The sequence below is a fragment of the Okeania sp. SIO2B3 genome, from assembly GCF_010672525.1.
In the GTDB taxonomy this organism is placed as follows: Bacteria; Cyanobacteriota; Cyanobacteriia; order Cyanobacteriales; family Microcoleaceae; genus Okeania.
The window spans coordinates 1-13,796 of sequence record NZ_JAAHGH010000049.1 but is presented as its reverse complement, the minus strand read 5'-3'; the positions used below and the strand labels follow the sequence as shown (position 1 = coordinate 13,796).

At 37.5% G+C, this 13,796-nt stretch carries 13 protein-coding genes and 1 pseudogene; 9 read left to right on the top strand and 5 right to left on the bottom strand.

Annotated features, from left to right (window positions below):
* The first annotated feature begins 511 nt into the window (after positions 1 to 511).
* The 4 genes from F6K15_RS24215 (at position 512) to F6K15_RS24200 (ending at position 4,897) form a co-directional block, all read left to right on the top strand.
* Positions 512 to 688: a hypothetical protein gene (locus F6K15_RS24215; protein WP_293065415.1), complete on the top strand. Its 177-nt coding sequence runs from the start codon at positions 512 to 514 to the stop codon at positions 686 to 688.
* Between the two features lie 1,079 nt (positions 689 to 1,767).
* A complete protein-coding gene (locus F6K15_RS24210) occupies positions 1,768 to 2,523 on the top strand; it encodes an HEXXH motif-containing putative peptide modification protein (RefSeq protein WP_293065413.1) in 756 nt (251 codons plus the stop codon).
* 2 nt (positions 2,524 to 2,525) lie between these two features.
* Positions 2,526 to 3,500 carry a hypothetical protein gene (locus tag F6K15_RS24205; protein WP_293065410.1) on the top strand — a complete coding sequence of 325 codons (975 nt, stop codon included), beginning with the start codon at positions 2,526 to 2,528 and terminating at the stop codon, positions 3,498 to 3,500.
* Positions 3,494 to 4,897, top strand: a complete 1,404-nt coding sequence (locus F6K15_RS24200; RefSeq protein WP_293065408.1) for an FAD-binding protein — start codon at positions 3,494 to 3,496, stop codon at positions 4,895 to 4,897. The genes F6K15_RS24205 and F6K15_RS24200 overlap by 7 nt, the downstream gene beginning before the upstream one ends.
* A gap of 134 nt (positions 4,898 to 5,031) precedes the next feature.
* Here the strand turns inward: F6K15_RS24200 and F6K15_RS39115 are convergent.
* A pseudogene (locus F6K15_RS39115) lies at positions 5,032 to 5,202 on the bottom strand (transposase); the annotation flags it as partial.
* Between the two features lie 466 nt (positions 5,203 to 5,668).
* On the opposite strand from F6K15_RS39115, the gene F6K15_RS24190 reads away from it, so the two are divergent.
* Positions 5,669 to 8,422 (top strand): non-ribosomal peptide synthetase, encoded by a 2,754-nt coding sequence (locus tag F6K15_RS24190; RefSeq protein ID WP_293065406.1) that lies wholly within the window; start codon positions 5,669 to 5,671, stop codon positions 8,420 to 8,422.
* Here the strand turns inward: F6K15_RS24190 and F6K15_RS24185 are convergent.
* From F6K15_RS24185 to F6K15_RS24175, 3 genes are all read right to left on the bottom strand, one after another.
* Positions 8,349 to 8,660 carry a nuclease-related domain-containing protein gene (locus F6K15_RS24185; RefSeq protein ID WP_293065403.1) on the bottom strand — a complete coding sequence of 104 codons (312 nt, stop codon included), beginning with the start codon at positions 8,658 to 8,660 and terminating at the stop codon, positions 8,349 to 8,351. The genes F6K15_RS24190 and F6K15_RS24185 overlap by 74 nt on opposite strands.
* Before the next feature lie 98 nt (positions 8,661 to 8,758).
* Positions 8,759 to 9,196 carry a WD40 repeat domain-containing protein gene (locus F6K15_RS24180; RefSeq protein WP_293065400.1) on the bottom strand — a complete coding sequence of 146 codons (438 nt, stop codon included), beginning with the start codon at positions 9,194 to 9,196 and terminating at the stop codon, positions 8,759 to 8,761.
* Entirely contained in the window at positions 9,180 to 9,584 is a 405-nt protein-coding gene (locus tag F6K15_RS24175) for a hypothetical protein (RefSeq protein WP_293065398.1), read from the bottom strand. Before F6K15_RS24175 ends, F6K15_RS24180 begins: the two co-directional genes overlap by 17 nt.
* Before the next feature lie 197 nt (positions 9,585 to 9,781).
* Here F6K15_RS24175 and F6K15_RS24170 point away from each other — a divergent pair, with 197 nt between their 5' ends.
* From F6K15_RS24170 to F6K15_RS24160, 3 genes are all read left to right on the top strand, one after another.
* On the top strand, positions 9,782 to 9,910 hold the full coding sequence (locus tag F6K15_RS24170) for a hypothetical protein (protein ID WP_293065395.1): 129 nt from the start codon (positions 9,782 to 9,784) through the stop codon (positions 9,908 to 9,910).
* A gap of 273 nt (positions 9,911 to 10,183) precedes the next feature.
* Positions 10,184 to 10,483, top strand: coding sequence for a hypothetical protein (locus F6K15_RS24165; protein ID WP_293065392.1), 300 nt, complete (start codon positions 10,184 to 10,186; stop codon positions 10,481 to 10,483).
* A 101-nt stretch (positions 10,484 to 10,584) separates the two neighbouring features.
* Complete coding sequence (locus F6K15_RS24160; protein WP_293065389.1) at positions 10,585 to 10,992, top strand: helix-turn-helix transcriptional regulator; 408 nt, start codon at positions 10,585 to 10,587, stop codon at positions 10,990 to 10,992.
* Positions 10,993 to 11,169: 177 nt separating this feature from the next.
* Here F6K15_RS24160 and F6K15_RS24155 read toward each other — a convergent pair whose 3' ends face one another.
* Positions 11,170 to 11,298 carry a hypothetical protein gene (locus tag F6K15_RS24155; RefSeq protein WP_293065387.1) on the bottom strand — a complete coding sequence of 43 codons (129 nt, stop codon included), beginning with the start codon at positions 11,296 to 11,298 and terminating at the stop codon, positions 11,170 to 11,172.
* 1 nt (position 11,299) lies between these two features.
* On the opposite strand from F6K15_RS24155, the gene F6K15_RS24150 reads away from it, so the two are divergent.
* Positions 11,300 to 13,796 (top strand): DNA N-6-adenine-methyltransferase (locus F6K15_RS24150; protein WP_293065384.1); only part of this gene is annotated, 2,497 nt, incomplete at its 3' end.

Below are 13,796 nucleotides of genomic sequence, written 5' to 3'. Positions count from 1 at the left end.
CAGGATAGCAGAAGGCAGAAGGGAAAAGAGTTTTTGGGAATTTACTTTTCGTTACATACTTCTGTTTTTTTCCACCATTCTACTTATCCATAGCCTGTGCTATAGGTTAATCGTGCCCTGGAAAGACTTTTTGAATAGTTTTTGAATAGTTTGAATAATGTCAGGTTCATCCTTGCCTCGCCAAAAAAGAAAAATGATCAACAGCATTGAAAACATCAGCACCCCTTATATTCTCCAAGGGGTCTGAGTTTCAAGTCTTCATTGCTTCTGAGCAAATTATCTGAAGACCCCAAAATTTAGTCTAAACTCCAGTAGCAAGAATAAGGCGATAAAATGAAAAAAAGAGACAAGAATCACCGTTCGATGTTATAATTAAATGTGTAGAGTACTTCGGACAATTTTTCAGCCACACCATCTAGCCCTAATTGCTAACAGTATAATCAGGGTTTCAGGGATAACAAGCGAAAACTGTCCGGACTATTAACTTATATTGTGCATAACGGAGACTTTTATGAAAGATCAAGAAATTATTCAAGAGTGTGTGGGAAAGGTTGAAGCCCCTCAAGAAGTGGCTCAAGAAGTGGCTCAAGAAGTAGCTCAAGAAATGCCTCAAGACAGTTTTGAAGTTGTCAATTTTGATAATTTTCCACCAGAAGTTATTAGTCCCGCAGCATTACAGGAAGATTAGCCTGCTCATTGACATGAGGTGTGTAAACTAATGTACTTAGCCTTGGTTATAGAACTATAGACATCTCAGGAAATCAAAATATAGCAGCCGCCATGACTCTTAGAACATTTTATTATTACCAAATACCCTGTAATAACTTAAGGCATAATTAGAGTGTCCTAAGCAATCTGGCGCTGCTATAAAAACCTCACATTGCCTAGCGGGTTACTTGCAACAACTATAGCCATCTGAAGCAGTCATGATTTTGATGCGTATTGGTAATTCCACAAACAATAAGAGTTCACCTGAGTTCGATATCACAAAACATCTGTAACATAAAACCATTAAGGCTTATAGGCAAAATCTGCTAAGACATTGATTATCAATTAACTCTAGTAGTTGAGAAATCCCTGCGGTGCTTTAAGCACGCAAAGCGAACGCAGACTTTTCAAGTTCTTTATTGATAATAGAGTTGTTGGGAATTAAGTAAAAAAAATGGCTCAAACCTTTATTAATCATAAGAGTTGTTGGGAAATAAAAGTTGAACAATGCTCAAAAGCTTACCATATAAGGCTTTTACGATTTAAGGCATAAAGAATGCTATAAACTTTGACTGATAAGGGTTTTAGCCATTTTTTTAGCTTAATTACCAACAACTCTATAGTTTATAGTGCTTTTTTCTTCCGGATATCCTGAAAAGCTTATTCTATAAGATTTTGAGCATTGTTTAATTTTTATTTCTTAACAACTCTAATATTGTCAATAATCAAAATAATTCGTTCAACTATAAATTTCCCTAAGCAAAGTTAGATAAAGATTTCAACCATTGTAGGGTGTTAATTTTTTCAAGAATGTCTATGGATAAAATTATTAGTAAAGTCCCCTTAGACTGGCAAACGGTCATTCCAAATTCAAAACTTAATTTTGAAATTAACAAGTCAGTAAGAGAAGTTGTTAAAACGAGTGTACTAATGCATCTAGATTGTCTGCAACATACAAATATTGACTGCAGCCACATAACTAGGGTTATTAAAGGGTTAGATGTGGAATTCCGCTGGCATCCTCTTATTTTTCTTGAGGCATATGAACTTCGTGAGGCCATGAAAACAAAAACAGTAACAGTTATCAAAGCTAGATTGGCGACAATGTACCAAAATTTTTCTGGGTTATACTTGCTATATCCTTGTAAATACACTATTACATCCATAGAAACTGAATCATGGGAATATCCTTACATAAAACATTTGCGTTCTTATGACCAAAAGAATATTCGTGGTGAAAGTGCAGATATCCTACCTATTGAGAATAATCAACTCACTGTACATCAAGAAAATATTCGTTCAGCAATTACATTAATTCAAGATGCGGAGCCTGAATTTTTCGCTGAATTCAAGGAGTTTGTTACCCATATTAAACTATTTAGAGGAAAAGTTCTTCGAGGTGATACTTCACCTCGAACCTTTGGAGCTATATGGCTAAGAGTACCCCACGAGCTAGAAGATCAAGTTGGATATTGGATTGAACATATTGTGCATGAGTTTTCACATTTGAGACTTGAAGCTTTGTTCTTTCATGACAAAATAGTCTTAAATCCATCTTCTCAGAAAGAATTTCGTGCCCCAATTCGCGACGATCTAAGACCAATGCGTGGAATATTTCATGCAACTTTTGTATTGAAGCGAATGGTTAGTATTTTTAAGAAGCTTTCTATGATGGGTATGGATATTCGCTTCCGAGATCGCTTGCAACTTTGCAAGCTACAACTAGAAATTGGATTGGATACTGTCTATTCTGAAAAGGCAAAATTAACTACAGTCGGTGAACGTATTAGAGACAGTTTCAATGATCTACTGTAAATATGGAGAAAGATTATTTAATAAAGGGACATTTTGATGGGATTCCAATTATTTCTACTTTCTATTCCCATCCTTTAGATCGGAATACATACTATGTTGATAGTTCAACTGTACTAATAGATCGACAAGGTATTCGTCATTTATTTTTTGGTCACAGTGGAAAAAAATGTTTTGATGAAGCTATATTGATCTCCAGAATTGAAATTCTCGAACGAGTTATGGCTAGTCCATTAGCAAATCTTTCAATGAAACCGCTCTTGTTCAGTAATTATTTAGATCCAACGGTTACACGCATAATGTTAGCAAAAGATTATTTGATACGCAACGGCAATCCATTAATTGGTACTACGGGACTTGGCGCACACTCAAAATCAAATCTAGCCGAACAACATGCTATTCTGGAGATGCTTGAAAGACATATACTTTGTGAAATTTGGTATAAGGACAGAAAGATCAGAAAAATTGGAAGTCGTGAAAATCTTCCTCTTGAATATTTCATAGACTATTATACAACTCTTCAAGCATCACCTTTCATTTTGGCAGTCTTGCAAAATAAAAATTTGCCAATTTTTTTATGTGGTTCTTCACTCAAGGAAAACCAATCTGATGCTCTTATGTCATCCAGAATTGAGGCGCTAATGTTGGCAGGAAACTTCCTGTGCAAAAGTAGCAGTGACACTAGCAACAATATTTTAAGCTTGAAACGAATGAGAAATCTTTGCACTTCTGCTGTTTTGAATAAACTTCGCTACTTTTTAATAAAAGTTTCTAACCTTCCGCCAACCAAAATCAACTATCAAAAATACGATATAATGGAAATTTGTAAAGCAATTCAATTTCCATTTGAAACTATCTATACTTGTCCTATAAAAAAAAGACAATCACTAATTTTATATAGAGCTTACAGCAGTTATGCACTGACCAAAGAAAAAAGCAGAATTCAGTACCCATACTTAGAGGAAGACCCATTTTGCTAAATAAAGATCTAATGTATGACATCATAGTTATTGGAGCTGGAAATGCTGGATTATGTGCAACTATATCTGGTATCCAAAGAGGCGCGAGGGTATTAGTTGTCGAAAAGTCACCCAAATATTTGAGAGGAGGAAACAGTTCTCTGACTATGAATTTCAGATTTCCTCATACATCCATAGAAGATATTCTTTTTTTGATCGACAAGGACGATTCGAGGCGAAGTGAATTACTGAAGGAGTATAAGTCATATAGTCCTGAACAGATGTATCAAGATATTATGCGAATCACTAAAAGACAAGCTTCACACGAAATTCTAACCTGTTTAGTTAGACATGGGTTTGAAACAATTCGGTGGCTTTATAGTTTGGGGCACAGGTGGGAGGTAAAGCCAAATATTTTGTCAGGAAGTCTTCCGATTCGGATAAAAGGTTCAGGCAGTAAGTTACAGGAAATTAACTTTTCTGTGGCAGAACGAATGGGGGCACATTTTCTGTATGATACCGAACTTCAAGATATTGCTTTTAACAAAGAGAAAATTGAGGTGGTTACGAGCAGAGGAGTTTTTTATTCTCGCAATCTTATCCTCGCATGTGGTAGTTTTCAGGCAAATAAGACACTGAGAAAACGGTTTTTGGGAGAGGAATGGAAAGATATTAACTTAAGAGGTGTTCCTTTTAATACGGGAAAAGGCATCGAGCTAGCTCTGAAGCATCAATTTAAACTTAGTGGTGATTATTCATCTTGTCATGCAACACCACAATGTTCAAAATTTAGTGAAATATTGCCTGGAGATAATGAAAAAAGTCAAAACAATTCACGTTATGCCTTCAATTTTGGGATTACAGTAAACAAAAAAGGCTTACGTTTTTTTGATGAGCATGCCGATCTTCCCAATTTTTTATATGCAAAGTTTGGCTCTGCAATTATTAAACAGCCAGATGCTATTGCATTTCAAATATTTGACAGTTGCTCTATACAGAAGGTATCTCATGGGTATTTTTTAACTAATAACCTTTTTAGAGCTGATTCATTGCGAGGTTTAGCTTATGCAGTAAAAATTCCGGTAGAAAATTTAGAGATGACTATCGCACAATTCAACCAAAATTTTAAGAATCACAGGATAAATCTTACACACTTCAAGTCTAAAGAGAAGCCATCTCCTATTGAAGTAAAGCCATTCTATATTGCACCTGTCAGAGCAGGTCTAACTTTCTGCTATGGAGGTATCAAGATTGATTCGAGTGCCAGAATTGTTTCAAAATCCGGCTATGTTTTCCGAAATATTTTTGCAGTAGGTGAGTTGGCTGGTGGACTTTATTATCATAATTATGCTGGTGGAACAGGACTACTATTTGGCTCTCATTTCGGACGAATTGCAGGACAGATGGCTGAATGGTAAAGACATACTCTTCGGCCCAATAATATCATGTCCGGTTGAACAGTTATAAATAAATGATGAAGGAGTCAGGAGTCAGGAGGGAAAAAAGAAGAAGAAAGAGAAAGTTTTTTTTATCACTAATCATCCGGACATGATATAAAATATTGTATGTACGGATTCTCTCGAATTTGTTCCACTGTCTCCCAGTCACTTATTCCCAATTTATATTGAATTATTAGACCTCTTGCATAAGTCAATCTTGGGGAAGAAATGGGAGATTGCTTCGGCTTTAATGCTTTTATCAGGTGAGTTAATGCTAAAATCATCGCCTCGCAATGACAATATTGGATTAAGAGGATAGAAAAATCGCTGATTTTTGTAACTTTTGCAAGAGATATATTAAGGCGACTTCAGATAATCAATTCTGATGATTCGGATACGCCCAGTAGTATAGCAATACCGACGGAGGTTAGGACAATTACAAAGTGCCAATAGCTTGAATTGGCAGAACTTGGACGCTCTTGCTGAAAGCTAACGGCTTACTGCTATAAAAATCAAAAAATGATGCAAAATCGACTTTGGAGTATCTCCAAAAATATCCGCAAGACACTCAACGTTTACTAGGGATTGATCGTGAAAAATTAAATCTTGTAATTTTTCTTTGTTTTCACCCTGCCTATTTTGATTTCCAGCGATAAGTCTGAAATCCAGGTTGAGACAGGTTAGGAAATTTTGGAGAAGTTTGTAAAAAATACTATGTATTATAGTTTGCTATACAATAGACTGTAACGTATGCATAATAAAGATACAAAAATACTTGGTAGCCGAAACAACCTGTGGAATATGGGTTTAAAGTATGTTGTGGAATTAAATTTGGAGAAACAACTTATTTTTATCCAATCAGAGGGAAGTAAAATTGTACAGACCTATTCCCAGATATGGAAACGTGCTCAAAAGATATTGACTGGATTACAAGCTTGTGGTTTACAACCTAGAAACACTATCATCTTTCAAATAGACACTAGCCAGGACTTTGCTCCTGCCCTCTGGAGTTGTATCATGGGTGGTTTTATCCCAGTCCCTGTACTGATTGCCCCCGACTACTCCCAACCAAACCAAGCTTTATTAAAACTACATAATATTTGGCAACAATTAGACTGTCCCACAATACTAACTAACGCAAAACTAGCATCACAAATTCATGCTGGCTTACAGCTATATGGAAAAAAAAATGTCAAGACTGCCATAATTGAAGAAATTGAAACCCATAGTTCAGATACAAGATTACACCTACTCCAGCCCGATGAACTAGCGTTACTGTTACCTAGTTCTGGGACCACGGGAAAGCCAAAATTAGTTGAAATAAGCAGTCAAACTTTTATTTATCGTTTTTTTAAAAAATCGATTAGTCAAAATAATGATTCCCCAATCCAAACCCTTTTGAGTTGGTTTCCCCTTGAAAGCATTAGTGGTCTAGTCACTATACTTCCAAACAGGTTTCAAAAAAATATATATTTGCCAGCAGAACTTATAATTTGCAATCCCTTATTGTGGCTTGATATCTTAAGTAAGTATCGAGTAACCCATGCCCAAACAACTAACTTTATCTTATCACTTATTGTTGAGCAACTAAAAACTAATCCTTCCAAAGATTGGGACTTTTCCTCTGTACAAAAAATAGGCATTGGAGCCGAACCTATTGTTGCTAAAACCGCCCGAAGTTTTTTAGATATATTGAGTAAATATAACCTCAGACCTAATGTTTTACGTCCAGCTTATGGCATGACTGAATGTGGACCAATTGCAGGTAGTCGAGAAGGTTTCTCCTTAACCAAAACACCTGATAACGATCGCTTTGTCGAAATCGGCAAGCCAACAAGAGGACATTCTATAAGGATAGTAGATCAACAGGGCAGTATCCTTGAAGAAGGTCAAATAGGTCGCATTCAGGTTACAGGTCCATCAATGACATCAGGCTATTATAAAGCTCCAGAGCTGACTCGCGAGCTATTTACTGAAGATGGTTGGATGAACACGGGGGATTTAGGCTTTCTGCAAGATGGAAAATTAACAATTACAGGACGTGAAAAAGAAACTATTATCATCAATGCTCGGAATTTTTCTTGCCACGAAATTGAGTTAGTAGCCGAAGAAGTTGAAGGTGTTGAACCTGCTTACACCATTGCCTGTGCTATCCGACAACAAGATAGCGAAACTGACGATTTAGCTATCTTTTTCCACACAATAATTACAGAAGATAGTCAGTTAGCAAAATTAGTTAAACAAATTAGAGGAAAAGTAGCTCAATCCTTGGGGGTAAATCCCACTTACATAATTCCCATTGAGAAGGAAGCAATTCCCAGAACAGCAACGGGCAAAATTCAACGTTTGCAACTTAAACAGCGTTTAGAAGCGGGTGAATTTGATGGTCTCATTAAACAAATTGATGAACTTATTCAGCAAGAAGCAGAACAAACTTTTGTTGCACCCCGTGATGAATTAGAACTCCAACTAGCCCACATTTGGGGAAAAACATTAGACATCCAACCTATTAGCATCGAAGATAATTTCTTTAACTTGGGCGGTCACTCCCTATTAGCCGTGCATTTGTTTAGCCAAATTGAGGAGGAATTGCACAACAAGATTCCACTAGCAACCCTTTTCCAAGCACCAACGATTGAACAACTAGCCAGCGTCATTCGTAAAAAAGGATGGTCAGCACAATGGCGATCGCTAGTGCCAATTCAACCACTTGGTTCTAAAACCCCTTTATTTTGTATCCACGCTCTTGGTGCGAGTGTGTTGTACTACCGAAGATTAGCACTTCAGTTAGGTTTAGAGCGACCATTCTATGGACTGCAAGCACAAGGTTTAGATGGAAAGCAACCCCCTCTAACTAAAATAGAAGATATGGCTGCTCACTACATCAAAGAAATACAAACTATCCAACCCGAAGGACCTTATATTGTGGGAGGCTCTTCCTTTGGAGGTATGGTAGCTTTGGAAGTAGCTCAACTACTAATCGCCCAAGGTCAAACGGTGGCTCTATTAGTTGTATTTGATACTCCAGCACCAGGATGTTTCACTCGAATACCACTAAATCAGCGACTTTCCGAGCATTTTGATAACTTTTGGAAACTTGGAGCAAACTATATCCTCAAGAAAATAACAGGGAGATTCCAGTGGTTCAAGCATAGAATTAAAGAGAGAAATCAAAGAAATTCCTTCAAGCTTTCCCATAAGTATACAAGTTCCTTAGACAATATCCATCCCAACCAAATTGTACAAAGAGCTAATAAACAAGCGGGTAGAAAATATGTTCCCCAAGTTTACCCAGGCAAAGTCGCTTTATTCCGAGCTATTCATAAGTCAACACCTGAAGGATGGCAAGTTGACCCTCAAATGGGTTGGGGTAAACTAGCTAGTGGAGAATTGGAGGTTTATGAAGTTCCTGGTGGTCACACTTCCATGTTTAGAGAACCTCATGTTCGGGCGCTGGCTGAAAAATTAAGAGTTTCCATAAATAATGCTTTGGAAGAAGATTAAGATCATTTTCAAATATTTGATGGTTTGCTTTAAGAATTTGGTCGGCACTCCAACCTTTCACCTCCAAGATTAGTAGTCCAAGTTCGGGACTAAGAATAATAAAATCGGGATAGGAGCCTTTAATATTTGGCTCGTAGTAGATGAAAAAATCATCTGGTAGTTCATCTCTAAGTATCTTGAATAGGCGCTTTTCGCCTCGGCTGGCTGAAGAAATTGTATCAGGAATAGTTAAGGCCATATTTGTCACATCTTTTTATTACTCTGTTTTTTCGATAGCAAATACTATCGAAAAATGTCGTACTTAAGCTCCGTCGCTTACTTGAAAGTTGTATAAAATTAAAAATCAAAATCCCAAATCTTTACGGTCTTATCAGCACTACCACTTATAAGGGTTTTGCCATCTGGAGTAACAGCTAGAGACTTCACTTTGTCGCTGTGATAGCCACTGAAGTTGGTCACAAGGTTTTTACTAGCTAAATCCCAAACTTGAACAGTACCATCAACTCGGCCTGCAAAAATTAGATCGGATATAACCGCTAGTGAATCAACTTTCCTGCTCTCTCCCATCATGGTAATTGGAGTATTGGAATTAAATCCACGCCTGCAACCATTCCATCTGATTACAACCTCACCCCATACATTAGCAATAGCCTTTAGCCATTCATAAGCATATTCAATCATCTCATTTGCTGCCGATCTATCTGGGGCAACTAGCACAATACAAGACTTACCCGGTAAATAATTCCAACCCTGAGTTTCAAGATTTTGCAGCATTACCATTCTCCTTTTTATGTGGGAAATTGCGATCGCATATTTGCTGAAGCTCATCTATATCTTTATCTAGAGATTCAGCTAGTTTATTTAATTCTGGTTCTGTTGGCTTTGCTCCTTTCGCCAAATTTAATAATTTATCCAATTTAATTCCCGAATCTTCTGCCAAGACTACCCAATTATCGTTTATTATTTGGGCAATTGTTAGTCCCGGCTCTGGCTTTGATATTGGTAAACTATCTTTACGATTTTTTACTTCTTTTTCTATTAAGCTCTCTAACCAATCCTGTTGTGACAAGCCATCGACAGCTTTGAGTATGTCGATGGCCTGCTTTAATTCAGGTTCAAGATAGAAACAAACTAATTTGCGTCCTTTAGCTGGCCTTGGCATTATTATCCATTATTTCCTTCATATATAAATTGTATTTAGTATTCGTACTACCCTAACTATATCTTTGCAAAAAATCTATGTACTATTCTTGACAAAAAATATAAAAGGATAGTACAATTTAGATAAATAACTAATGCCTGGGTAGACCTCGACATGGCAACTATATTTATTTGTCAAATATAGACAGGTCGAGATTCGTGCAGTATAAAAATGTCACTCGTTATGGACAAAACTACTCACAAAGAGTCAAACCACAAGACGTGGACGGACACTCATTACAGCCTAACCTCCGACGACGGGCTGTTTTCGACAAAAACGACGTTTAGAGAGGGTGAGGAGGGGGTAGCCTTAAACTGTCCCGGCTATACCCGGGATGGAAAAGGGTTTGTAATTCATTTCAAAGTGGAGCACCTAGAGGCTGTACACACCTTGTTGTCAGAATTACAACTCCTCAAAGCTGAACAAATTCGTTCTAGAAAATAGTTTTCTAAAAACAGCTTTTAGAAAATGAGTTGAGTTTTGTAGCGATCGCCAGATATGAGTCAAAGGTAACTATTGATTACCATAGATATAGATATAGTTCAAATTCACCCTAGACAATGCCTATAACAAAATGCCATGTAGAAAATAATTCATATATTAAAACTGGCATGAGTCCTGAAGAGTATTGTCAAATATGGGTCCCTGTACTTTACAACACTTTACCAGAACAGCGAGGGTACAAAGCTCGCTGTATCGAAGAGCTAGCAAAAGTCACAGGTTTTACCGAGCAATCTATAAAAAACTGGGGAGCTGATTTCAAAGGGCATCCAGACTATGTCAAGGTCATACTAAAACAGGCCAACATCATCAACGAATTCCGTCAGTTATTCAAAAAACATTTTGTTGATGGTACTTGACTGGATAGTAATACTTAGTTACCATAGAGCTAAATAAAAAGCTACAAGGAAGTTACAAACTTCCCTATAGCCAAAAAAGATCATTAAAAAACTTTTGAATTATGAGTATAGCACTTTTCGAGGAGACAAATCCAGTCTCCCTACTTTTGCAATTCCAGTGGCTATCCCAAGCGCAGCTAGCCGACACCTTGGGAGTCAATCCTTCATCTGTTTCAAAATGGCTATCTAAGGCCACAAGACCAAGCAAAACCATCCAACGGCTAGCCTCTGAGCTTTTACAAATCTACAAGAACTGGCCACTACCATTTCCTCCAAAAATCGAAACAGCAGAATTGGACCCGCTACAACTGCTCAAAAATTTCAATATTTCCAGAGATACATTAGCTGAGGCTCTAGGAGTTTCGGTTAGAGCCATTGGCCACTGGATTAATGGCCAGAACAAACCATCTCGAAAAGTACGCCGATTGGCCCATCAATTGCACAAAAAGTGGGTTGTATTAACCGGATAGGATGTAGCGATCGCTCCCCCGTGTAATCAAGTGCAACCAACTACACTTGAGCCGAGCATCACTCCATCCGTACCTCCGTTGCATCAAAGTGATATTGCATTCATGTTAAAAATCTTGAACTGCGATCGTTCGTTCAAAAAATACCAAACTATACTGTTGTATATAGCTGCAGTTGTGTTATTTTCGATCGCGAATCGTATATACAAGATTTTCAATTAACCCCCGCAACCCACCACGCCCTGATGTACACGGAATTCCCACTGTCTGCAACCAGGAAATTCTGTAAACGATATCAATAAAATTCATTATGATACATCTACAAAGCCAGCAAGAGCTGGTGCGTATTCTTCAAATCCAGCTACAGCAAGAACAAGAACGTCTAGAAGACATGAGTAATGCAGATACGAAAATTTCTGCATTAACAGGAGAATTAGCTCCAATACTCGCAAAGTATCCCGTATATCGATCCGAAGTTGCCGAACAACTCGGATTAATCTTACCAACATTACCGTCACCAACACTGCGAGTAATTGAAATAGTTGATGGCGATTATCGAAAAGACGAACAAAAAAATGTAGTCTCGGACACAAAACTCTCAAAATATGCCGAAAGTAATAATTGTCTAGATGATAATAGTATAGACAACCAAACAGAACGTTCGCGGAGCGGAACAGATTTTCTATCGCGTCAGGGGACTGAAAGTCTATCATCACCCACTGAAAACAATACCGAAAAAGACGTTGTTGTTACTTGGTACAACTCATCCAGTGGTGAAGTCATTATCAAAAACGAACACAGATTTTTTCACATCTTCTTTGACAACAAAAAAGATGAATATTACATCGGACTCAAAAAGTCAGAAACCGCCAAGAGATGGAGTAAAGATGTTAATCCCACCACTCAAAAATTCACTGATGCTGTGTGGAAAAATGCATTTGACAATCCATCAGTAAATGGTGGTATCGAACAAGAACTCCAGAATGCTGCTGCTGAAGTAGGAAGTAAATTCTGTAAATATCCCAGTGACAATTTTACCAGTTTGGGTTTCTTCTATATCGAAGACCAAAAAATTGCCGAAGTAGGTTATCAAAACAATAGCTGGTGGTTCATACGTCCCGGACATAAAAAAGTCTACTGTTCTGGCGACGTTCTTGCCTTTGCTGAAATCTTGAAAGGTTTGAAAGCAGATACATCATCCAGCACATCAGATACATCTGATGACGAGGATAATTTCGACGACGACGATGTAGATAATTCCTACTCTGAACAAAAACAAGAAAACATCCATGCTGTAAACCGTGCGATACAGAAAGTTCCTGTTCTGGAAAAGTTGGTAGACAGTCAAGTTATCGATATAAATAACGTAGTTCAAGTAGACAACATGGCAGGCGAAGAACTGGATATATTTGAAGCCATGCTAACTCAGTACATTAAATCACATCCAATTCCAGAAGATGAATATAAAGAACCTGCTTACCATCACGATCTTAATCACTTTGTCAAGGATTTACTGAAACCTATAGTAGGAAGCAAAAAACCTATTCTCCTTTGGTACGACAAAAATAATGGCGAAATCATCATAGGCCAAGAAAGAAGGTTTTTTCAAATCTTTTGGAACAGCAGAAAAAATGAATACCAAGTCGGACTCAAGAAAACATCATCAGCAAAGAGGTGGAGCAGAGACATTAATCCCATTACTCAACCCTTGATAGATGCAGTATTGCAAGAATTCAACCAAGGTGAACCCGAAGCTGAAGAGGCCAGAGTAGAGGAAACTACCGAAAAGAATACAGTTAAAAATTCCGACTGTTGGTACACACCACCAGAAATTGTTGAATTAGTAGAACTTGTATTAGGAAAAATAGACCTAGACCCCTGTTCCGACGATGGGAAGCACATACCAGCAAAACTACACTATACAGCAATAGAGGACGGACTCAACCAACAATGGCAGGGGAAAGTATTCATCAACCCACCCTATAGCTGTCCTGGTAAATGGATAGAGAAACTGATTTCAGAAGTTAATGACAGTAACGTCACAGAAGCGATCGCCCTCTTACCAGCATCAACAGACACAAAATGGTTCGCTCCACTATGGAATCAACCCATCTGTTTCTGGAAAGGACGCATCAAATTCTTAGATACGAACTACCAACCAAAACTACCCGCACGACAATCCCATTGCCTAGTTTATTGGGGAGAAAACGCAGACAAATTTAATGAAGTTTTTAGCAAATATGGAGAGGTAAAAACTTCAACAAATAGTCAGCACACAGAAGTTGAAACTACTTTACCACTAATCAAAAAAATCGAACCATTAATATCAGAAAATTGGGTATTAGAAGCTATTGATCATAGCCAAGTAATGCTCTATGAAACAGATGATAAAAATAGTAGTGACTGGGTAAAAATCACCGACAGAGATGAAAGTCTTGGTCTATTCTTCATAAGCCATGAAACAGCATTTTCAAACTATGCAAAAACTATAGAAGAAGCTGTAGAGAGAGCAGCATGGTGGTTCGATCAAGACATCATTGATAGTTTAGATGATTTTATTGATATCCTGAACGGGTATAATACCGACTTAATTGCCACCCGAAATAATTCTACTACAGCATATATACACCAAGACAAAGAATTATTTGGCACAGTATTTTTTAAAGATGATGAAAAATTAGAACTACCAGAACGGGAAAAACAACTACTCAGAGATACATATAGTATCGACATTGACAACTTAATAGAAGATATTCAATCTCAAGGAGAAATAAACCCTAATGATTACCTAATGGGTATAGGTAAAT